The organism is Bradyrhizobium betae, assembly GCF_004123905.1.
GTDB classification, from domain to species: domain Bacteria; phylum Pseudomonadota; class Alphaproteobacteria; order Rhizobiales; family Xanthobacteraceae; genus Bradyrhizobium; species Bradyrhizobium betae_A.
Genome location: NZ_MZXW01000016.1, coordinates 81,130 through 100,283 on the forward strand (window position 1 = coordinate 81,130; position 19,154 = coordinate 100,283).

The 19,154-nt window shown below is 65.5% G+C and carries 22 protein-coding genes; 16 read left to right on the forward strand and 6 right to left on the reverse strand.

The window, feature by feature from the left end; genetic code table 11:
• Positions 1–101: 101 nt before the first annotated feature.
• The 5 genes from ccmA to B5V03_RS10515 all read left to right on the forward strand — a co-directional run bounded on the left by ccmA (position 102) and on the right by B5V03_RS10515 (position 3,239).
• Entirely contained in the window at positions 102–704 is a 603-nt protein-coding gene (ccmA, locus tag B5V03_RS10495) for a heme ABC exporter ATP-binding protein CcmA (protein ID WP_129269857.1), read from the forward strand.
• Between the two features lie 232 nt (positions 705–936).
• A complete protein-coding gene (ccmB, locus tag B5V03_RS10500) occupies positions 937–1,605 on the forward strand; it encodes a heme exporter protein CcmB (protein WP_129269859.1) in 669 nt (222 codons plus the stop codon).
• 76 nt (positions 1,606–1,681) lie between these two features.
• Positions 1,682–2,467 carry a heme ABC transporter permease gene (locus tag B5V03_RS10505; protein ID WP_129269861.1) on the forward strand — a complete coding sequence of 262 codons (786 nt, stop codon included), beginning with the start codon at positions 1,682–1,684 and terminating at the stop codon, positions 2,465–2,467.
• Positions 2,464–2,649 carry a heme exporter protein CcmD gene (gene ccmD, locus B5V03_RS10510; protein ID WP_129269863.1) on the forward strand — a complete coding sequence of 62 codons (186 nt, stop codon included), beginning with the start codon at positions 2,464–2,466 and terminating at the stop codon, positions 2,647–2,649. The genes B5V03_RS10505 and ccmD overlap by 4 nt, the downstream gene beginning before the upstream one ends.
• Positions 2,646–3,239: a DsbE family thiol:disulfide interchange protein gene (locus tag B5V03_RS10515; protein ID WP_129269865.1), complete on the forward strand. Its 594-nt coding sequence runs from the start codon at positions 2,646–2,648 to the stop codon at positions 3,237–3,239. Before ccmD ends, B5V03_RS10515 begins: the two co-directional genes overlap by 4 nt.
• Positions 3,240–3,395: 156 nt before the next feature.
• Here the strand turns inward: B5V03_RS10515 and B5V03_RS10520 are convergent, their stop codons facing one another.
• Together B5V03_RS10520 and ftsY are read right to left on the reverse strand one after the other, a co-directional pair.
• Positions 3,396–3,998, reverse strand: a complete 603-nt coding sequence (locus B5V03_RS10520) for a septation protein A (protein ID WP_129269867.1) — start codon at positions 3,996–3,998, stop codon at positions 3,396–3,398.
• A gap of 3 nt (positions 3,999–4,001) precedes the next feature.
• Positions 4,002–4,949, reverse strand: coding sequence for a signal recognition particle-docking protein FtsY (ftsY, locus tag B5V03_RS10525; RefSeq protein ID WP_129269869.1), 948 nt, complete (start codon positions 4,947–4,949; stop codon positions 4,002–4,004).
• 60 nt (positions 4,950–5,009) lie between these two features.
• On the opposite strand from ftsY, the gene B5V03_RS10530 reads away from it, so the two are divergent.
• Entirely contained in the window at positions 5,010–5,711 is a 702-nt protein-coding gene (locus B5V03_RS10530; RefSeq protein WP_164987922.1) for an RluA family pseudouridine synthase, read from the forward strand.
• Positions 5,712–5,875: 164 nt separating this feature from the next.
• Positions 5,876–6,985: a DUF2336 domain-containing protein gene (locus tag B5V03_RS10535; protein WP_129269871.1), complete on the forward strand. Its 1,110-nt coding sequence runs from the start codon at positions 5,876–5,878 to the stop codon at positions 6,983–6,985.
• Positions 6,986–7,120: 135 nt separating this feature from the next.
• Here B5V03_RS10535 and mtaB read toward each other — a convergent pair whose 3' ends face one another.
• Both mtaB and dapF read right to left on the reverse strand, forming a co-directional pair.
• On the reverse strand, positions 7,121–8,374 hold the full coding sequence (mtaB, locus tag B5V03_RS10540; RefSeq protein WP_129269873.1) for a tRNA (N(6)-L-threonylcarbamoyladenosine(37)-C(2))-methylthiotransferase MtaB: 1,254 nt from the start codon (positions 8,372–8,374) through the stop codon (positions 7,121–7,123).
• Positions 8,374–9,249, reverse strand: coding sequence for a diaminopimelate epimerase (gene dapF / locus B5V03_RS10545; protein ID WP_129269875.1), 876 nt, complete (start codon positions 9,247–9,249; stop codon positions 8,374–8,376). Before dapF ends, mtaB begins: the two co-directional genes overlap by 1 nt.
• 201 nt (positions 9,250–9,450) lie before the next feature.
• On the opposite strand from dapF, the gene B5V03_RS10550 reads away from it, so the two are divergent.
• Together B5V03_RS10550 and B5V03_RS10555 are read left to right on the forward strand one after the other, a co-directional pair.
• On the forward strand, positions 9,451–10,218 hold the full coding sequence (locus B5V03_RS10550) for a GyrI-like domain-containing protein (protein WP_129269877.1): 768 nt from the start codon (positions 9,451–9,453) through the stop codon (positions 10,216–10,218).
• Positions 10,219–10,223: 5 nt separating this feature from the next.
• Positions 10,224–10,943 carry an SIMPL domain-containing protein gene (locus B5V03_RS10555; protein ID WP_164987923.1) on the forward strand — a complete coding sequence of 240 codons (720 nt, stop codon included), beginning with the start codon at positions 10,224–10,226 and terminating at the stop codon, positions 10,941–10,943.
• A gap of 162 nt (positions 10,944–11,105) precedes the next feature.
• Here the strand turns inward: B5V03_RS10555 and B5V03_RS10560 are convergent, their stop codons facing one another.
• Complete coding sequence (locus B5V03_RS10560) at positions 11,106–12,170, reverse strand: MBL fold metallo-hydrolase (RefSeq protein ID WP_164987924.1); 1,065 nt, start codon at positions 12,168–12,170, stop codon at positions 11,106–11,108.
• Positions 12,171–12,619: 449 nt separating this feature from the next.
• Here B5V03_RS10560 and ffh point away from each other — a divergent pair, with 449 nt between their 5' ends.
• The 7 genes from ffh (at position 12,620) to B5V03_RS10595 (ending at position 18,458) form a co-directional block, all read left to right on the forward strand.
• A complete protein-coding gene (ffh, locus tag B5V03_RS10565) occupies positions 12,620–14,167 on the forward strand; it encodes a signal recognition particle protein (RefSeq protein WP_129269881.1) in 1,548 nt (515 codons plus the stop codon).
• 85 nt (positions 14,168–14,252) lie between these two features.
• Positions 14,253–14,585 (forward strand): 30S ribosomal protein S16, encoded by a 333-nt coding sequence (rpsP, locus tag B5V03_RS10570; protein WP_014438992.1) that lies wholly within the window; start codon positions 14,253–14,255, stop codon positions 14,583–14,585.
• Between the two features lie 6 nt (positions 14,586–14,591).
• Complete coding sequence (gene rimM / locus B5V03_RS10575) at positions 14,592–15,128, forward strand: ribosome maturation factor RimM (protein WP_206736150.1); 537 nt, start codon at positions 14,592–14,594, stop codon at positions 15,126–15,128.
• Positions 15,129–15,161: 33 nt separating this feature from the next.
• A complete protein-coding gene (trmD, locus tag B5V03_RS10580) occupies positions 15,162–15,929 on the forward strand; it encodes a tRNA (guanosine(37)-N1)-methyltransferase TrmD (protein WP_129269885.1) in 768 nt (255 codons plus the stop codon).
• A 109-nt stretch (positions 15,930–16,038) separates the two neighbouring features.
• Entirely contained in the window at positions 16,039–16,419 is a 381-nt protein-coding gene (rplS, locus tag B5V03_RS10585) for a 50S ribosomal protein L19 (RefSeq protein ID WP_129269887.1), read from the forward strand.
• Between the two features lie 325 nt (positions 16,420–16,744).
• Positions 16,745–18,151 carry a 3-isopropylmalate dehydratase large subunit gene (leuC, locus tag B5V03_RS10590; protein WP_129269889.1) on the forward strand — a complete coding sequence of 469 codons (1,407 nt, stop codon included), beginning with the start codon at positions 16,745–16,747 and terminating at the stop codon, positions 18,149–18,151.
• Between the two features lie 94 nt (positions 18,152–18,245).
• On the forward strand, positions 18,246–18,458 hold the full coding sequence (locus B5V03_RS10595) for a hypothetical protein (RefSeq protein WP_129269891.1): 213 nt from the start codon (positions 18,246–18,248) through the stop codon (positions 18,456–18,458).
• A gap of 51 nt (positions 18,459–18,509) precedes the next feature.
• Here the strand turns inward: B5V03_RS10595 and B5V03_RS10600 are convergent, their stop codons facing one another.
• Positions 18,510–19,058, reverse strand: coding sequence for a hypothetical protein (locus B5V03_RS10600; protein ID WP_129269894.1), 549 nt, complete (start codon positions 19,056–19,058; stop codon positions 18,510–18,512).
• Positions 19,059–19,154: the final 96 nt, after the last annotated feature.

The window sequence follows — 19,154 nt, forward strand, 5'->3', positions numbered from 1 at the left end:
ACAGCCGCAATCGTACCGCAGCAATTCGCGAGCCAAAAATTCTGATGCGCTACCCCAAGTTTTCCTGAGGCCTGGCTTTGAGCGGGTGGAACCAAGGCAAGATGCAGCTGTCCGGACGCGGGGTGATTTGCGTGCGGGGCGGGCGCGAGGTGTTTTCCGGGCTCGATTTCGAGGCGGTCTCGGGGGAGGCCGTGGCGGTCGTCGGCCGCAACGGCTCGGGCAAGACCTCGCTGCTGCGGCTGATCGCGGGCCTGCTCATTCCGGCTGGCGGGACAATCGCACTCAATGGCGGCGATGCCGAGCTGACGCTGCCCGAGCAGTGCCACTATCTGGGCCATCGCGACGCCCTGAAGCCGGCGCTGAGCGTGGCCGAAAATCTGTCATTCTGGGCCGATTTCTTAGGCGGCGAGCATTTTGACGCCGCCGAGAGCCTCGCCACCGTCGGGCTCGACCACGCCACCCACCTGCCCGCGGGCTTCCTGTCGGCCGGCCAGCGCCGCCGGCTCTCGCTGGCCCGCCTGCTGACCGTCCGCCGCCCGGTCTGGCTGCTGGACGAGCCGACCAATGCGCTGGATGTCGCGGGGCAGGACATGTTTGGCGGCCTGATGCGGGATCATCTCGGCCGAGGAGGGGTGATCGTGGCCGCCACCCACGCCCCGCTGGGGATCGATTCGCGGGAGCTGCGGATCGGGGGGATGGCATGAAGCGGAGGGACCCTCAGCTTTTCGAGCGGCTGGATTTGGCTCTCTCACCCGGGACGCAGCGGTCGCCGCGGGCTCCCTCGCCTCTCCCGGTTGCGGGAGAGGTCGGCGCGCAGCGCCGGGTGAGGGTTCTCTCGTCTGGGGGAGTCTTCGTTGTCGAGACACCCTCTCCCCAGCCCTCCCCCGCATGCGGGGGAGGGAGCGCACCGCGCGCGTGGCGCGATGGGAGCCTCCCATGACCGCCCTGTCCGCCCTCATTCGCCGGGACATCCGGATCGCGCTCCGCGTCGGCGGCGGGGCGCTGATTGGCGTGCTGTTCTTCCTGACCGTCGTCGTCCTGATGCCCTTCGCCGTCGGACCGGATCTGGCGCTGCTGTCGCGGCTGGGGCCGGCGATCCTGTGGCTGGGTGCGCTGCTGGCGAGCCTGCTGACGCTGGACCGGCTGTTCATGGCCGACCATGAGGATGGCTCGCTCGACCTGATCACGATGAGCCGGACGCCGCTGGAACTCGCCTGCGCCGCCAAGGCGCTGGCGCATTGGCTGGCGGCGGGCCTGCCGCTGATTGTCGCAACCCCCGTGCTCGGCCTTTTGCTCAACCTCGACATGGTCGCAACCGGCGCGGTGGCGCTGACGCTGCTGGCCGGCACCCCGGCGCTGACATTTACCGGCATGATCGGCGCGGCGCTGGCGGTGACGCTGCACCGGGGCGGGCTGTTGATGGCGGTGCTGGTGCTGCCGCTGTCGATTCCGGTGCTGATTTTCGGCGTCGCGGCCTCGCAGGCCGTGATCGTCGGCCCCATGACTTTCGGCGCGCCGTTCTCGATCCTGTGCGCGCTGTCGCTGGTCAGCCTCGTGGTCGGCCCGTTCGCGGCGGCGGCGAGCCTGAAGCATGGACTGGACTGACCTTGACCCCGATCAATTTTCGCTGCGGACTTTCGTGCTGATTGCGTGAGCGCTGACCTGTGATTATCAGACTACCATGACGCTGATCGACCTAGCCAATCCGACCCGGTTCCTCGCGCTGACGGCGCGAGTATTGCCGTGGCTTGCGGCTGCGACCGTCATCCTGCTCACCATCGGGCTTTACCAATCTGCTCTGGCGCCCGACGACTATCAGCAGGGCGCGACCGTCAAAATCATGTTCATCCACGTGCCCAATGCCTGGCTGTCGATGTTCGTCTGGGGCGTGATGAGCATTGCTTCGCTCGGCACGCTGGTGTGGCGCCATCCGCTCGCCGACGTTGCCGCCAAGGCCGCAGCCCCAATCGGCGCCGCCTTCACCTTCCTCGCGCTGCTGACGGGCTCGCTGTGGGGCCGGCCGATGTGGGGCACCTATTGGGAATGGGACGCGCGGCTGACCTCGGTGCTGATCCTGTTCCTGATGTATCTCGGCCTGATGGCGCTGTGGCGCGCGGTCGACGATCCCTCGCGTGCAGCGCGCGCCGCGGCCGTGCTGACGCTGGTCGGTGCGATCAATTTGCCGATCATCAAGTTTTCCGTCGACTGGTGGAACACGCTGCACCAGCCGGCCTCGGTGATGCGCATGGGCGGCTCCTCGCTCGACAAATCGTTCCTGATTCCGCTGCTGGTGATGGCGGTCGCGTTCACGCTGCTGTTCGTCACGCTGCATCTCGCCGCGATGCGCAACGAGATTTTGCGCCGGCGCGTCCGCTCGCTGCAAATGATGCAGGCGAGCCGCGTAGCGTTTTCGAGCGAAATGGGCACCGGTTCGCGTGAAGAAACCGCGTCAAAAGGGGCCGCATGATCATGTCGCTTGGTCCCTACGCGTCCTTCATCGTGACGTCTTACGCGGCTGTGGCGCTCGTCGTCGTGATCCTGATCGGCTGGATCGTGCTCGACTATCGCAGCCAGACGCAGCGCCTGCGTGAGCTCGACCGCAGCGGCGTGACCCGCCGCTCCGGCCGCAGTGCTGTGGACACGCCATGAGCGATCAATCGACCTCAACGACGCCACAGCGCCGCACCTTCCTGATGGTGCTGCCGCTGCTCGCCTTCATCGCGCTGGCGCTGCTGTTCTGGTTCCGGCTTGGCAGCGGCGATCCCTCGCGAATTCCCTCCGCGCTGATCGGTCGGCCCGTGCCGCAGACGACGCTGCCGCCGCTCGAGGGATTGCAGGCTGGCAACGCGCAGGTGCCGGGGCTCGATCCCGCGGCGTTCAAGGGCAAGGTCAGCCTCGTCAATGTCTGGGCGTCCTGGTGCGTGCCGTGCCACGACGAGGCGCCGCTGTTGACGGAGCTCGCCAGGGATAAACGCTTCGAGATGGTCGGCATCAACTACAAGGATGCGCCCGACAATGCACGGCGCTTCCTGGGGCGCTACGGCAACCCGTTCGGCCGTGTCGGCGTCGACGCCAACGGCCGCGCCTCGATCGAATGGGGCGTCTATGGCGTGCCGGAGACGTTTGTCGTCGGCCCCGAAGGCACCATCGTCTACAAGCTGGTCGGGCCGATCACGCCGGAGATCTATCGGACGGTGTTGCTGCCGCAGATGGCGAAGGCGTTGAAGGCGGGCAGCTGATCACCGCTCTCGTGCCACACACTCAACTGTCATCGCCCGACTTGATCGGGCGATCCAGTATTCCAGAGACGTCAATCGTATACGGAGAGGCCGCGACGTACTGGATGCCCCGGTCAAGCCGGGGCATGACAGCGGTATGTGGGGCGAACGTTTCGCTCAGCCCTTCCGCACATCCCCCGCTTCGGCCTCGCTCGCCTCCAGCGACGCCGGCTCAACCCCATAGCGCTTGGTCAGCGGCATTTGGGCGATGGCGAAGATCATCGTGATCGGGGTGACGCCGAACACCTTGAAGTTCACCCAGAAATCCGTGCTCTGAGTGCGCCAGACGATCTCGTTCAGCACCGCCATGCCGGCAAAAAATAATGCCCAGCGCAGGGTGAGGATGCGCCAGCCCTGCGGCGTCAGATTGAACATCTGGTCGAACATCACGGCGATGAAGGAGCGCCCGAACAGCAGGCCACCGCCGAGGATCGCGGCGAACAGGCCATAGATGATGGTCGGCTTGACCTTGATGAAGGTCTCGTCGTGCAGCACCAGCGTCAGCGTGCCGAACACCAGCACGATGACGCCGGTCACGATCGCCATGATCGGGATGTGGCGCGTCACCACATAGGAGGCGATCATCGCCGCCACGATCGCGACCATAAAGGCGCCGGTTGCGGCAAACAGGTTGAACTTCGCGTTGACGAAGAAGAACACGAGCAGCGGACCGAGCTCGGTCGCGAGCTTGAACAGCGGATGCGGCTGGGTCTTGTCCATTCTCTAGCTTTCGATTCCGGCAATGGCGCGGGCGAAATCGCGCGCGGTGAACGGCGCGAGATCGTCGACGCCTTCGCCGACGCCGATGAAATGCACCGGCAGTTTGAATTTCTCCGCGAGCGCCACCAGAATGCCACCGCGCGCGGTGCCGTCGAGCTTGGTCATCACGAGGCCGGTGACACCTGCCGTGCGATGGAAGGCTTCGACCTGCGACAGCGCGTTCTGGCCCACGGTCGCGTCCAGCACAAGCAGCACCGCATGCGGCGCAGTGTCGTCCACCTTGCGGATCACGCGCACGACCTTTTCGAGCTCGTTCATCAGCTCGGCCTTGTTCTGCAGGCGGCCGGCGGTGTCGATCAGCAGCACGTCGACGGTCTGCTCCTTCGCAGCCGTCAGCGCGTTGAACGCGAGGCTCGCCGAATCCGAGCCCTGCGCCCCGGCGATGACCGGCGTCTTCGTGCGCTCGCCCCAGACCTTCAGCTGCTCGATGGCCGCGGCGCGAAACGTGTCGCCGGCGGCGAGCATCACCTTGCGGCCTTCGGAGGCAAATTTTTGCGAGAGTTTTCCGATGGTGGTGGTCTTGCCGGAGCCGTTGACGCCGACCACGAGGATCACGAACGGTTTCTTCCCGGCGTCGATCTCGAGCGGCTTCGCCACGGGCGACAACACCTTCTCGACCTCGGTCGCGACCACGTCCTTGACCTCATCCGCCGAGATCGCCTTGTCGTAGCGCCCTGTGCCAACGGCATCAGCGATCCGCACCGCGACGGAGGTGCCGAGATCGGCGCGCAGCAGCACGTCCTCGATGTCGTCGAGCATGGCGCGGTCGAGCTTGCGCTTGGTGACGAGGTCGGCGACCGCGGTCCCGAGCGAGGACGAGGTGCGCTTCAGCCCGTTGGACAGGCGGCGCCACCAGCTCAGCTTGGGGGGATCTGACGTGGTATCGTTCATGGTGGCGGTGTGTTAGCCGTTCCGGCCCGTAAACGAAAGTCTTGACCGAAAGTCCTGCAATTGCTCGATGTTCCCGCATTGACCGCCGACGAGATCGTGGCCCGCGTGCTCCATCGCGACGGACTGATGCTGATCATCGACAAGCCGTCGGGCCTGCCGGTGCATCGCGGCCCCAAGGGCGGCGCGAATCTGGAGGATTCCTTCGGCGCGCTGTGTTTCGGCCTGCCGCGGCCGCCGGTGCTGGCCCACCGGCTGGACAAGGACACCTCAGGTTGCCTCGTGCTCGGCCGCCATCGCAAGGCGACCGCCTCGCTCGGCCTGCTGTTCAAGCATGGCAAGATCGGCAAAACCTACTGGACCGTGGTCGAGGGCGGCCCCACCGAAGACGAAGGCATCATCGACATGCCGCTCGGCCGACTCAATGCCGAACGCGGCTGGTGGCAGAAGCCCGATCCGGAGGGTCAAAAGGCGGTCACCAACTGGAAGGTGATGGGCCGGGGCGACGGCGTGACCTGGCTCGCCATGGAACCGGTGACCGGCCGGACCCATCAATTGCGGGTGCATTCGTCGGCGACCGGATGGCCGATCTTCGGCGATAACATTTACGGCAACGGCCCGCGCTTCGGCGAGCCGAAGCTGCATTTGCATTCCCGCGAGATCGTGGTGCCGATCTCCCGGAACAAGGAGCCGGTCCGCGTGGTGGCGCCGGCCCCGCCCCACATGCACGAAAAACTCCGCGCCTGCGGGTGGAATGGGGAATAGCGCCACCGTCGTTCACCTCTCCGCTTGCGCGAGAGGGAGCGCAGTTTCTCCGCGGCGGCATCTCGCCACTTCCCATGGTTTACGAAACGTTCAGGGCTCGTCTCTAATGATAGCGGTTGCTTAGAACAAGCTTCCATTAATCCGCTCAGGACGAGCAACGCGTCATGTCCACGGCCGAGCTATCTATCATCGACGAGGTCGAATCCGCGATTCGGCTCGGCTCGGCGGAAAAAGGCCTCGAAACCGCCCGGCGCGTCACCGACCTGTTCCTGTCCTCCGCCGGAAGTTTTGACGACGCGCAGATCGCGCTGTTCGACGACGTGCTCGAACGCCTGATCGGCACCATCGAGTTGCGCGCCATCGCCGACATCGGCGCGCGCGTCGCGCTGGCCGAGATCAGCGCCCAGCTCGCGCCGATCGCGCAGGCGCCGCCCTCCGTGATCCGCCGCCTCGCCAACAATGACGAGATCCGCATCGCCGGTCCCGTGCTGCAGGAATCCGCGCGCCTCGACGATGGCGAGTTGCTGAAGATCGCATCCTCCAAGGGCGAGCCACATCTGCTCGCGGTCGCCGGCCGCTGGTGGCTGAAGGAGATCGTCACCGACGCGCTGCTGGCGCGCCGCTATCCCAGTGTCAGCCGGCGGCTTGCCGCCAATCCGGGCGCACGTGTCTCGGGCAACGGATTTGCCGTCATCGTCGGACAGGCCGAAAGCGATCCGGAGCTCGCTGTGAGTGTCGGCGTCCGCGTCGACCTGCCCTCGGACCTGCGCCGCCAATTGCTGCGCACGGCGACGGATATTGTTCGCACGCGATTGCTGTCGCGCGCGCCGCCCGATCTATTCGACGAAATCCGGAGCTCCATCGCCGCCGTCACCGTCGGCGTCGAGCGCGAGATGTCCGGGGTTCGTGATTTCGAAGGCGCCAAGCGGGCGATCGCGAATCTCAAGGCGGCCGGCCAGCTCACCGAGGCGACGCTGCTCGGCTTTGCCAGGCAGCGGCGCTACGAAGAGGCCGTCGCGGCCCTGGCGGCACTGTCCGGCTCGACCGTCGAGGTGATTCGTCCGCTGATGCAGAGCCTGCGCGAGGATGGCCTGCTGGTGCCGTGCAAGGCGGCGCAGCTCAGCTGGGAAACCGCCGCCGCCGTGCTCGAAAGCCGTTTTGCGACGGGGGCGATGAAGCCAGCGGATCTCGCGAGGGCGCAGGGGCATTACGCGAGGATGACGCCGGAGAATGCGCGGCGGACGCTGCGGTTCTGGCAGGTGCGGGCGTCGTAGGGCGCTTGCTGCTCATCCCAGACTCCGCTGTCATTGCCCACGAAAGCGGGCAATCCAGTATTCCAGAGACGAGAGTGAAATACGGAGAAGCCGCGGCGTACTGGGTCGCCCGGTCAAGCCGGGCGACGACACTGATTATGTGGTGAGACGTTCGCCATCGCTGGCAGCAATCCTGAGCGGCACGACACTGCCCACACGCTCACCCGCAATCGCCACCGGCAGATAGTGTTCCGTACGGCCCAGGCTCTCGCTCTCGATCAGCACATCGCGCGTTGCGCCGATCTCGGCTTGTAGCCTCCGTCGCAACGCCACTTCGCCGACAGCTCGCAGCCGCTTCGCGCGTTCCTTGATCGCACCGCCGGCAACCTGCGGCATCCGCGCGGCAGGCGTCCCGGGGCGGGGCGAATAGGGGAAGACGTGCAGGAACGTCAGGCCACATTCCTCGATCAAATCGAGCGAGCGCGAGAACATCTCTTCGGTCTCGGTCGGGAAGCCCGCGATGATGTCGGCACCGAACGCGATGTCCGGGCGCAGGCGGCGGACCTGATCGCAGAATGCGATCGCGTCCTGCCGCAAATGCCGCCGCTTCATCCGCTTCAAGATCATGTCGTCGCCCGACTGTAGCGACAGATGCAGATGCGGCATCAGGCGCGCGTCGTCCGCGATGGCATCGAGCAGATCGGCATCAGCCTCGATCGAATCGATCGAGGAGATGCGCAGGCGTTTTAGCTCCGGCACGTGCCGCAAGATCTGTTTTGCCAGCATGCCGAGCTTTGGCGCGCCCGGAAGATCGGTGCCGTAGCTGGTGAGATCGACGCCGGTGAGCACAATCTCGGCATGGCCGCGTTCGGCGAGCGTTCGCACCTGCTCGACCACCGCGCCCATCGGCACCGAGCGCGAATTGCCGCGGCCATAGGGGATGATGCAGAAGGTGCAGCGATGGTCGCAGCCGTTCTGCACCTGCACGAATACGCGCGGCAGGCCGCTGGCAAAGCCGTCGATCAGATGCGGCGCCATCTCCTTCACGGCCATGATGTCGCTGACGGCGATTTTTTCGCTGGCGCCAAGGTCGAACGCGCTGCGCGTCTCGCGCCAGGCTTGGCTGCGCATCTTGTCGTCATTGCCGACGACGCGATCGACCTCGGCCATCCCGGCGAACATGGCGCTTTGCGTCTGCGCCGCGCAGCCGGTGACGACGATGCGCGCTTCCGGCCGCTCGCGCTTCAATTTGCGGATCGACTGGCGCGCCTGCGCCACCGCCTCGTTGGTGACGGCGCAGCTGTTGATGACGATGGTGTCGGAGAGGCCTGCGCCCTCCGCCTCGCGGCGGATCACTTCGGCCTCGAACGCGTTGAGGCGGCAGCCGAAGGTGACGATGTCGACAGGCATTACCCGACCGGCGCGAACAGCGCCGGATCGAAATTGCCTTCGTATTCGAAGGTCGCGGTGCCCGTCATCAGCACGTGGTCGTCGCGCTCGCGCCATTCGATGCCGAGCTTGCCACCCGGCAGGGTCATCTCGACCTTGCGCTCGGTGCGCTTCAGCCGCGCAGCCGCAACCGCGGTCGCACAGGCCGCCGAGCCGCAGGCCCTGGTGAGACCCGCGCCGCGCTCCCAGGTGCGCATCGTGATGTGCTCGCGATCGACGATATGGGCGAGCGTGATGTTGGCGCGATCGGGGAAGATCGGATGGTTTTCGAGCAGCGGGCCAATGCGACCGAGATCGTAGGCGTTGACATCGTCGACCCAGAACACCGCGTGCGGATTGCCCATGCTCACCGCTGACGGCGAATGCAGGATCGGATTATCGATCGGCCCGATCTGCAATTCGATGTAGCGGGTGTCGCGAAACTCCTCCGCCAGCGGAATGTCCTGCCAGCCGAACTTTGGCGCGCCCATGTCGACGGTGTAGAGATCGGGCGCCGGGCCCTGCCAGGCATTGAGCAGACCCGCGGCAGTCTCGAAGGTCGCACTGGTCTGTCCGGTCTTCTCAAAAATGCGGCGCACGACGCAGCGCATGCCGTTGCCGCAGGCGCCGGCCTCGGAGCCGTCATTGTTGTAGATGCGGATGAAGGCTTCGGTCCCGTCGAACCGCGGCTTCTGAAGCACCATCAACTGGTCATAGGGCACGCCGCCGTCGGCGGAGGCCACCGCGCGAGCGTCGTCCGGCGTGACCGGGCCGGCGGAATCACGCATGTCGACAACGACGATCTCGTTGCCGATGCCGTTCATCTTGGCAAATGCGTGGTTGGCCAGCGCGCTCATGAAAATTCCCGAATTTCGCCTGCCTTATATGGCGATCCTTGGCGGCTTGGCCAGTGATTTGCCGCCGATGGCCTAGACGCCGCCATGACGCATCTGTCATGGGACGAATTCGGCGCTCGCGTGTTAGAACGGCGCAGTTCGCGCGAACGGGGATGCGCGGTCGGGTTAGGGCCTTGGTGGGCAAGGTCTGGGGAGAATAAAATGAATAGTTTCCGTCGTCTCGCTCTGGCCGCGCTGATCCCGGCAGCGGCCTTGTCGCTTGGACTGTCCGGCGCGCTGGCGCAGACCCCGAGCCCGGCGCCGGCTGCCTCAGCAAACCCCTCGCCGGCTCCCTCGGCTTCGCCTGCCCCGGCTGCAAGTGCCTCGCCAGCCCCCGTCGCAACACCCTCGCCTGCAGCGAGCGCCTCACCGGCTCCTGCCGCATCGCCTGCGCCCGCAGCCAGCGCCTCGCCCAGCCCGGCGGCCCCCCCGCCCGCCGCGGCCGCCACCCCCGCCCCGGTGCAGACCGCCGATCCTTTCGGCCAGGAGACCACGCTCGAGTCCAAGAAGGTCGTGATGGTCAAGGGCACCGCCAATTGGGATTCAGCCTTCGACACGCTGATCGACGCCTTCAAGGCGCTGAATACGCTGCTGGACAAGCAGGGCATCAAGCACGCCGGCAATTCGATGATCGTCTACACCTCGACCGACGACACCGGCTTCACCTTCCTCGCCGAGATCCCGGTCGACCAGGACCCGCAGAAACTGCCCAAGGACATGAGCATCGGCAAATCGCCGGAGGGCAAGGCGCTGAAATTCGTCCATCGCGGCTCCTACGACAACATGGACAACACTTATGAGGCGATCACCAATCACCTCGACGACAAGCGGCTGGAAGCCAAGGACACTTTTATCGAGGAGTACCTCACCGATCCGCTGAAGACGGCGGAGGACAAGCTCGTGATCAATGTTTTCGTGCCGCTGAAGTGAGACTGATGAAAAAGCCTGCCGTACTTCTTACGTCCCTTGCCGCCGCTTTCGCCGCCACGCTGCTGGCAACGCCCGTGCTCGCCGATGATTTTCCCTCCGCTATCTCGGTGAGCGGCGAAGCCACGATTTCCGCAGCGCCCGATCTCGCGCAGATCGACGCTGGCGTCGCCAACGACGCCAAGACGGCGAAGGAAGCGTCCGACGCCAACAACGCCGCGATGAACAAGGTGCTCGCGGCGCTGAAGGGCGCCGGCCTCGCCGAGAAGGACTATCAGACCTCGCGGCTGTCGCTGCAGCCGCAATACGGCCAGAACAAATCCACCGGCGCCACGCCCGTGGTCGGCTTCCGCGCCTCCAACCGCGTCACCGTCAAAATTCGCGACGTGACCAAGGTGGCCGGCATCATCGACACGCTGGTCAGCGCGGGCGCCAACGACATCGGCAACATCTCGTTCGAGGTGACCCAGGCATCGAAGCTGCTCGACAGCGCCCGCGAGCAGGCGGTGGCCGACGCCCGCCGCAAGGCTGATGTCTATGCCAAAGCCACTGGCGTCACACTGGGTGCGCCGCTCAGCATCTCTGAAGGCAGCGCCCCGGTGCCGCTGTTCAAGGGACGCATGACTGCTGCTCCAATGGCCGCAGGCGGCGCCGCCGTTGCACCGGGTGAGGAAACGCTGTCGGTGACGGTGAACGTGAACTGGGCGATCAAGGCCAAAGAGCAATAAGTCTCGTGTCCCGGACGCGCTGCAACGCGAGAGCGTTGCTGCGCAGAGCCGGGACCCAGAAAACAACACGGCACACTCGGCGACATGGGCCCCGGCTCTGCAGCGCACCGTCGAAGAGACGCTGCGCTGCGTCCGGGGCACGGGCTGTGTATGTGGAGAGTACTAAACCTCCACCACCTGCCCCGGCTTCATCGCCACGAACCGCTCCTGCGGAATCTTCGCGGCATCCAGCGCTTCCACCAGCGCCTTCGCTGGGGCATCGATCGCCTCATCCGTCAGCTGGAACGTGCCGTGATGATGCCCGAGCGCTTCCTGCGCGCCGCAATCGGCCAGCGCCTTCACGGCATCTTCCGGGTTCATGTGCTGGTCGCGCATGAACCAGCGCGGCTCGTAGGCGCCGATGGGAAGGATCGCCAGACGCAACGGCCCATGCTTCTCGGCGACGCGGCGAAAATGCCTGCCGTCGCCATAGCCGGAATCGCAGACGACGTAGATTTTCCCCGCCGGCGTCTCCAGCACAAAACTCGCCCACAGCGCCCTGTTGCGATCGAACATGCCGCGCGCGGTCCAGTGCCGCGTTGGGACCAGATGCACGGCGATGCCGCCGCCAAGCTCGATGCGATCGTGCCAGTCGAACGCTTCCACCTTGATCGCGGCATCGGCGCCGCGCATCGTCACGTCATTGCCGAGCGGGGTGACGACGCGTGGGCCAAAATTCTTGGCGAGCCGAGACAGCGTCGCGACGTCGAGATGATCGTAGTGTCCATGCGAGACCAGCACGACATCGATCTTCGGCAATTTTTCGAAGGCGATGCCGGGATCGTTGTGCCGCTTCGGCCCGACAAAACTGACGGGCGAGACCCGCGAGGACCAGACCGGATCGACCAGGATGTTGAGACCGCCGGCCTGGATCAGCCAACTGGCATGCCCGACGAAGGAGAGACGCACCTTGTCGCCGTCGACGCGCGCCGGCGGGGTGTCGGCATGGGGGTTGGGCACCCAATCCGGCCAGGTCGCGCGCTGCCGCTTGCCGCCGAACTGCCAGCGCAGCACCTCGCGCAGCGATCTCGGCGGCGCACCGTCAGGATCGAAGAAGGTCAGGCCGTCGAAATGGTCGGAGACCGGGCCGTCATAGGTTTTCATGAAGGACATCCAGAGGGAGGGCACGCCGACCAATGCGCCGGCCCCGGCGAGCAGTCCGAACAGGCGGCGGCGGGTGATCGGCACGGGCGGGCTTCAGGGATGGTCGGAGCGGCAGGACATGGCTTTCTATATGGGCTCGGCCCGGGCAAAAGGAACCCGGAGCCAAAACACTCCTGTTTTCAGTGGCTTGCCCTGGAAGCGGCGCTCCGACACCCTAACTTTCCTTGACTTTTGGGCGGGAGCGGCGTTTAACCCCGGCACTTTCTCGGAAAGGCTTTCTTTTCGACCCGCCCACTGGCCCCAGAGGCCAGAGGCCAACGCCCGACAGCGCTATGCGCCCTCGGGCGTAAAGGTGTTTGGAAGATCGTTGACCAAGAAGGTGGTCATCGCCCGACTTGATCGGGCGATCCAGTATCCCAGAGGCGCCTCGGCTAGGACCGAGAGGCCGCGGCGTACTGGATGCCCCGGTCGAGCCGGGGCATGACAGTGGTGAACGCGGCAACCCTGCGCGAGCAGGACAAGGGACAATTGCATTGTTCGACAATCTGTCGGAACGGCTTGGTGGCATTCTCGATCGTCTGACGGGGCGCGGTGCGCTGACCGAAAAGGACGTCGATGCCGCGATGCGCGAGGTGCGTCGCGCGCTGCTGGAAGCCGACGTCGCGCTGGAAGTGGTGAACAGCTTCACCGAGCGCGTCCGCGAGCAGGCGATCGGCGCCACCGTCGTCAAGTCGGTCACGCCCGGCCAGATGGTGGTCAAGATCGTCCATGACGAGCTGATCAACACGCTCGGCGCCGAGAGCCAGACCATCGACGTCAACTCGGTGCCGCCGGTGCCGATCATGATGGTCGGCCTGCAGGGCTCCGGTAAGACCACCACCACCGCGAAGCTCGCCCGCCGCCTGGTCCAGCGCGACAAGCGCAAGGTGCTGATGGCCTCGCTCGACATCTACCGCCCCGCGGCGATGGAGCAGCTGGCCGTGCTCGGCCGCGATCTCGACATTCCGACGCTGCCGATCGTGGCGGGACAGCAGCCGCCGCAGATCGCGAAGCGCGCGCTGGAAGCCGGCAAGCTCGGCGGCTACGACATCGTGCTGCTCGACACCGCCGGCCGCACCACGCTCGACGAAGAGATGATGGCGGAAGCGGCCGCGATCAAAGCTGCTGCGAACCCGCATGAAGTGCTGCTGGTTGCAGACAGCCTGACTGGCCAGGACGCCGTCAATCTCGCGCGCGCGTTCGACCAGCGCGTCGGCCTCACCGGCATCGTGCTGACGAGGGTGGACGGCGACGGCCGCGGCGGCGCCGCGCTGTCGATGCGCGCCGTCACCGGCAAGCCGATCAAGCTGATCGGCACCGGTGAAAAGACCGACGCGCTGGAAGATTTCCATCCCGACCGTATCGCCGGCCGCATCCTCGGCATGGGCGACGTGGTCTCGCTGGTCGAACGCGCCGCCGCCAATATCGACGCCGAAAAGGCCGCGCGCACCGCCGAGCGGATGCGCAAGGGCCAGTTCGACCTCAACGACATGCGCGAGCAGCTGTCGCAGATGGCGAACATGGGCGGCATCAGCGGGCTGATGGGCATGATGCCCGGCATCGCCAAGATGAAGAACCAGATCGCGGCCGCGGGCATCGACGACAAGATCCTGAAGCGCCAGGTCGCGGTGATCGATTCCATGACGCGCGACGAGCGCCGTCATCCCGACCTGCTCAAGGCCAGCCGCAAGAAGCGCATCGCCGCAGGCTCCGGCCAAAGCGTCGAGCAGGTCAACAAGCTGCTCAAGATGCACCGGAACATGGCCGACATGATGAAGGCCATGGGCTCGGGCAAGCGCGGCCCGCTCGCCGGCATCGCGCAGGCGATGGGCTTTGGCGGCGGCATGAAGCCGCCGTCGCCGGAAGAGATGAAGGCGCTGCAGGAAAAAATGCAGGGTGGCGGCGGACAGGGTCTGCCCAGCCTGCCGAAGGATTTGCCGGCCGGTCTTCGCACCGGCCTGCCGAACGCCCCCGGCCTGACCGGGCTGAGCGGCAAGCCGATGCTGCCGGGTCTCGGCGGTTTCCCGGGCAAGAAGAAATGAGGAATTCGTCGCGAGGGTCGTCAGTGTCCCGCGCGACGCGAAAATACCAATCAACCGAACAAACTGTACTTTTAAGGAGAACCAAATGTCCGTCGTTATCCGCCTCGCCCGCGCAGGCACCAAGAAGCGTCCCGTCTATCACGTCGTCGTCGCCGACTCGCGCTTCCCCCGCGATGGCCGCTTCATCGAGCGTCTCGGCTATTTCAATCCGCTGCTGCCGAAGGACAACGAGACCCGCCTGAAGCTCGACATGGACAAGGTGAAGGCCTGGCTCGCCAAGGGCGCGCAGCCCTCGGACCGCGTGTCTCGCTTCCTCGATGCCGCCGGCGTCAAGAAGCGCGAAGCGCGCAACAACCCCGAGAAGGCCGTGCCGCGCAAGGAGCGCAAGGCGCAGGCCGAAGCCGCCGCGAAGGGCTAAGGCTAGATCATGTCGGCGCTGGTCTGCGTCGCGCGGATCGGCGCCGCGCATGGGGTGCGCGGTGCGGTCAAACTATGGACCTTCACCGAAGATCCCTTTGCCATCAAACGCTACGGGCCGCTGCTGTCCAAGGACGGCAAGCGGCAGTTCGAAGTAGCGACGGCGCGCGAGGCCAAAGATCATCTGGTCGCGACGTTCAGGGACGTCACGACCCGCGATGACGCCGAGCGTCTCAATGGGATCGAACTCTACGTCGCGCGCGAAAAACTGCCCGCGACGGATGAGGACGAATATTACCACACCGATCTGATCGGGCTCGCCGCCGTCACCACCGACGGCGACGCGCTCGGCCGCGTGCTCGCGATCCATAATTTCGGCGCCGGCGACATCATCGAGATCGCGCCGCTCAAGGGCCCGACCATGCTGCTGCCGTTCACCAACGCGGTGGTGCCGGAGGTCGATCTCGCAGGTGGCCGGGTCGTGATCGCGCTGCCGCAGGAGATCGAGGGCGACGATCCCACCCGCGAACGCGGGGACCCATAACCACAGGCCGTGGTTTTGGCTAAGCTGACTGACATGACCAATCCCTCCCCCTGGCGCGCGACGGTGCTGACGCTGTTCCCCGAGATGTTTCCGGGGCCACTCGGCGTGAGCCTGGCCGGCCGGGCGCTGGCCTCCGGGCTCTGGGAGATCGAGGCGCGGGACATCCGGGCCTCCGCCACCGATCGCCACCGCAGCGTCGACGACACCCCGGCCGGCGGCGGCCCGGGCATGGTGCTGCGCGCGGATGTTCTGGCCGCCGCCATCGATGCCGCCGCGATCGGCCGAGATCTGTCAAAAGACCGGCCAAAGCTCCTGATGAGCCCGCGCGGTCGGCCATTGACCCAGGCCCGCGTCGTCGAGCTTGCCCAAGGCCCCGGCCCCCTGATCGTCTGCGGCCGCTTCGAGGGGATCGACCAGCGGGTGATCGACGGGCGGGGCCTCGAGGAGGTCTCGATCGGCGACTACGTGCTCTCCGGAGGCGAAATCGCGGCCCTGGCCCTGATCGACGCCTGCGTCCGGCTGCTGCCGGGGGTGATGGGGAAAGAGGCCTCGGGAACCGAAGAAAGCTTCTCCGACGGCCTGCTCGAATACCCCCAATACACCCGCCCGCAGCTGTTCGAGGGGGTTCCGATCCCGGAGATCCTGACCTCGGGCGACCATGCCAAGGTTGCCAGCTGGCGGCGGGCGCAATCCGCGGCCCTCACCGAGGCCCGGCGGCCTGATTTATGGGCCCAAATCCCGGCCAAAGCCCCGAATCGGGCCGGGCGCCGAAAAACGCCAAAAAGCACGACAGACGGGTGACAAACGCTCCAGCTTGCCTTATAGGAGCGGCCACATCCGCAATGGCTGGATAAACGAATTTCGCGCAGCCCCCGTTTCGCAAGGCTGGGCGCGCCGATGGAGATTACCCATGAACCTGATCCAACAGCTCGAAAAAGAGCAATTCGAGAAGCTCTCCGCCACCAAGGAGATTCCGGAGTTCGGCCCCGGCGACACCGTGATCGTCAACGTGAAGGTCGTCGAAGGCGACCGCACCCGCGTGCAGGCCTATGAAGGCGTCTGCATCGGCCGTTCCGGCGGTGGCCTCAACGAGAGCTTCACCGTCCGCAAGATCTCCTACGGCGAGGGCGTCGAGCGCGTGTTCCCGGTGATGTCGCCGATGATCGACTCGATCAAGGTGGTGCGCCGCGGCAAGGTGCGTCGCGCCAAGCTGTATTACCTCCGCAACCTTCGCGGCAAGTCCGCGCGCATCGTCGAGAAGACCGAGCACGCCAAGGCTGCCAACGAGTAAGCTCCGCTTACAGGCAAGTTTCCGAAAGCGCGGGGCTCGGCTCCGCGCTTTTTTGTTGCGTCAGCCGTGCGTGTCAAAGCCCTCGCGATTCCAATTCGGCCTGCTATATATTCCTGGAATGTTTCCAGATCTGACCAGCCTCTCGCCCGTCAAGCGCGTCGTCATCGACGATCGGTCGCGGCTGCCTGGCCGGTTCTTCGGACGCTTCGCGACCTCGGCAACGTCAGAGCTTAGCCCCGCAGCTTAAAGGCTGCGCTGAAGACTGTTCTGTTGCCCCGCGCGTGACCGCGCTCATCGCTGACACACATTCCTGGAGCTTAAGCTCATGTCCAAGCCGACCACCCTGTACGACAAGATCTGGAACGATCATCTGGTGCACGAAGCCGAGGACGGCACCTGCCTGCTCTATATCGATCGCCATTTGGTGCACGAGGTGACTTCACCGCAGGCGTTCGAGGGCCTGCGCGCCACGGGACGCAAGGTCCGTGCGCCCGAGAAGACGCTCGCCGTCGTCGACCACAACGTGCCGACCACCGACCGCACCAAGCCGAACCCCGATCCTGAAAGCATCGAGCAGATCAAGGCGCTGGCCGACAACGCCAGGGAATTCGGCATCGAATATTACGACGAGTTCGACAAGCGCCAGGGCGTCGTCCACGTCATCGGCCCCGAGCAGGGCTTTACCCTGCCCGGCACCACCATCGTCTGCGGTGACAGCCACACCTCGACGCATGGTGCGTTCGGCGCGCTCGCGCACGGCATCGGCACCTCCGAGGTCGAACACGTTCTGGCGACGCAGACGCTGATCCAGAAGAAGGCCAAGAACATGCGCGTCACCGTCGACGGCAAAATGCCTGAAGGCGTGACGGGCAAGGATATCATCCTGGCCATTATCGGCGAGATCGGCACCGCGGGCGGCACCGGCTACGTGCTGGAATACGCGGGCGATGCGATCAGCGCGCTCAGCATGGAAGGCCGCATGACGGTCTGCAACATGTCGATCGAAGGCGGCGCCCGCGCCGGCCTCGTTGCGCCCGACCAGAAGGCCTATGACTTCCTGCGCGGCCGGCCGAAGGCGCCGAAGGGCGCGGACTGGGATGCAGCGATGCGCTACTGGGAAAAGCTGCGCTCCGACGACAGCGCGCATTTTGACCACGAACTGCGCCTCGACGCTGCAAAGCTGCCGCCGATCGTGACCTGGGGCACCAGCCCAGAGGACGTGATCTCGGTAACAGGCATCGTGCCCGATCCCGACCAGATCGCGGATGAAGCCAAGCGCCTCTCCAAGCATCGCGCGCTGAAATATATGGGCCTGACCGCGGGCACGAAGATCACCGACATCAAGCTCGACCGCATCTTCATCGGCTCCTGCACCAACGGCCGCATCGAGGATCTGCGTGCGGCGGCGAAGATCGCCGAGGGCAAGACCGTTTCAGCGCATGTCAACGCCATGGTCGTGCCGGGCTCCGGCCTCGTGAAGGAGCAGGCCGAGGCTGAGGGTCTGGACAAGATCTTCATCAAGGCCGGCTTCGAATGGCGCGAGCCCGGTTGCTCGATGTGCCTCGCGATGAACCCGGACAAGCTGGCTCCGGAAGAGCGCTGCGCCTCGACCTCGAACCGCAATTTCGAGGGCCGCCAAGGCTTCAAGGGCCGCACACATCTGGTGTCGCCGGCGATGGCGGCAGCCGCCGCAATCGCGGGTCACTTCGTCGACGTCAGGGAGTGGCGCTGAGCCACTCGCAGCAATTGTAGTGATCGCGGCAAACCGCCGTTAATCGGCAGCACCGACACTGCGTCCTCGCGACGGTTTCGCGGGGACGCATCTCATGGCCACCAACAAGCCTGAATATGTCGATCTGATCAGCGACGCCACGCGCCAGCACCGGCGCCGCGCGACGCCGCTGCGCATCGTCGCCAAGCCCGAGGTCGAGGAGACATCGAAGCTCAGCCGCTGGCCGCCGGCGATGTTCAAACAGTGGAAGATCGAGAACCTGATGCGATGGAAGTCCGCGTCGGGGAAGCTGAAGGATTGGCTTTAGGCCACATCAACAAAGGGCGCCGTCGGGGCGCCCTTTTCATGTCGATCGTGCTTACCAATAGCGATACGGATGGTGCCAGCGATGCCAGCGGCAGATGCGGCGCGGGCCGTAATAGGTCCAGATGATCCGGCAGCGGCGCGGATAGTGATAGGTGGGATAATAGCCGCCGTAATAATAGCGCCGGTGGAAGTGGCGGTAGCCGTAATGCGGGCGATAAATCCCGTAGCGATGATAACCGCCATAGTGGCGAAATCCGCCGTAGCGATAGCCGCCGCCGTGAAAGGCCGGTGCGGCACGGAAGCCACCGCCGTGAAAACCGCCACCGCGGAAGCCGCCAAAATGTCCACCGCCACCGTGGAAGCCGCCTCCGTTGAAACCACCTCCGCCATGGAAACCTCCGCCATGGCCGCCACCACCATGGCCGCCACGAACCTGGATCATGTCGTCATTGGCGGCGTTCGCCGCCGGCAACGCCGTCGGATTGATCGGTGTCATCGCTTCGGCGCGACGCGCAGCCCCGGTCGACAATATCAGCGTGGCAACGGCCGCAAGCCCGAGCAAGCGTATCGGGCTTGCACCGGGACCCAACATCCTCAGCATTGCGTTCTCCCTGAATCCAGACAGCGGAGTTGCGCCGCGCGTTCCCGCCCCGCGTCCTCGCTGTTCATTTACAGTCGCTCCCAAGATTAAATTAGG

Excerpts from the sequence above, each read along its gene's own strand:
- B5V03_RS10515 (WP_129269865.1), top strand. The coding sequence starts at position 2,646 with ATGAGCGATCAATCGACCTCAACGACGCCACAGCGCCGCACCTTCCTG.
- rpsP (WP_014438992.1), top strand. The coding sequence starts at position 14,253 with ATGTCCGTCGTTATCCGCCTCGCCCGCGCAGGCACCAAGAAGCGTCCC.
- dapF (WP_129269875.1), bottom strand. The coding sequence starts at position 9,249 with ATGAGCGCGCTGGCCAACCACGCATTTGCCAAGATGAACGGCATCGGC.
- mtaB (WP_129269873.1), bottom strand. The coding sequence starts at position 8,374 with ATGCCTGTCGACATCGTCACCTTCGGCTGCCGCCTCAACGCGTTCGAG.
- ccmD (WP_129269863.1), top strand. The coding sequence starts at position 2,464 with ATGATCATGTCGCTTGGTCCCTACGCGTCCTTCATCGTGACGTCTTAC.
- ccmB (WP_129269859.1), top strand. The coding sequence starts at position 937 with ATGACCGCCCTGTCCGCCCTCATTCGCCGGGACATCCGGATCGCGCTC.
- rplS (WP_129269887.1), top strand. The coding sequence starts at position 16,039 with ATGAACCTGATCCAACAGCTCGAAAAAGAGCAATTCGAGAAGCTCTCC.
- B5V03_RS10555 (WP_164987923.1), top strand. The coding sequence starts at position 10,224 with ATGAAAAAGCCTGCCGTACTTCTTACGTCCCTTGCCGCCGCTTTCGCC.
- trmD (WP_129269885.1), top strand. The coding sequence starts at position 15,162 with ATGACCAATCCCTCCCCCTGGCGCGCGACGGTGCTGACGCTGTTCCCC.
- ccmA (WP_129269857.1), top strand. The coding sequence starts at position 102 with ATGCAGCTGTCCGGACGCGGGGTGATTTGCGTGCGGGGCGGGCGCGAG.
- B5V03_RS10520 (WP_129269867.1), bottom strand. The coding sequence starts at position 3,998 with ATGGACAAGACCCAGCCGCATCCGCTGTTCAAGCTCGCGACCGAGCTC.
- B5V03_RS10535 (WP_129269871.1), top strand. The coding sequence starts at position 5,876 with ATGTCCACGGCCGAGCTATCTATCATCGACGAGGTCGAATCCGCGATT.
- B5V03_RS10550 (WP_129269877.1), top strand. The coding sequence starts at position 9,451 with ATGAATAGTTTCCGTCGTCTCGCTCTGGCCGCGCTGATCCCGGCAGCG.
- B5V03_RS10600 (WP_129269894.1), bottom strand. The coding sequence starts at position 19,058 with ATGCTGAGGATGTTGGGTCCCGGTGCAAGCCCGATACGCTTGCTCGGG.
- B5V03_RS10595 (WP_129269891.1), top strand. The coding sequence starts at position 18,246 with ATGGCCACCAACAAGCCTGAATATGTCGATCTGATCAGCGACGCCACG.
- B5V03_RS10505 (WP_129269861.1), top strand. The coding sequence starts at position 1,682 with ATGACGCTGATCGACCTAGCCAATCCGACCCGGTTCCTCGCGCTGACG.
- ftsY (WP_129269869.1), bottom strand. The coding sequence starts at position 4,949 with ATGAACGATACCACGTCAGATCCCCCCAAGCTGAGCTGGTGGCGCCGC.
- leuC (WP_129269889.1), top strand. The coding sequence starts at position 16,745 with ATGTCCAAGCCGACCACCCTGTACGACAAGATCTGGAACGATCATCTG.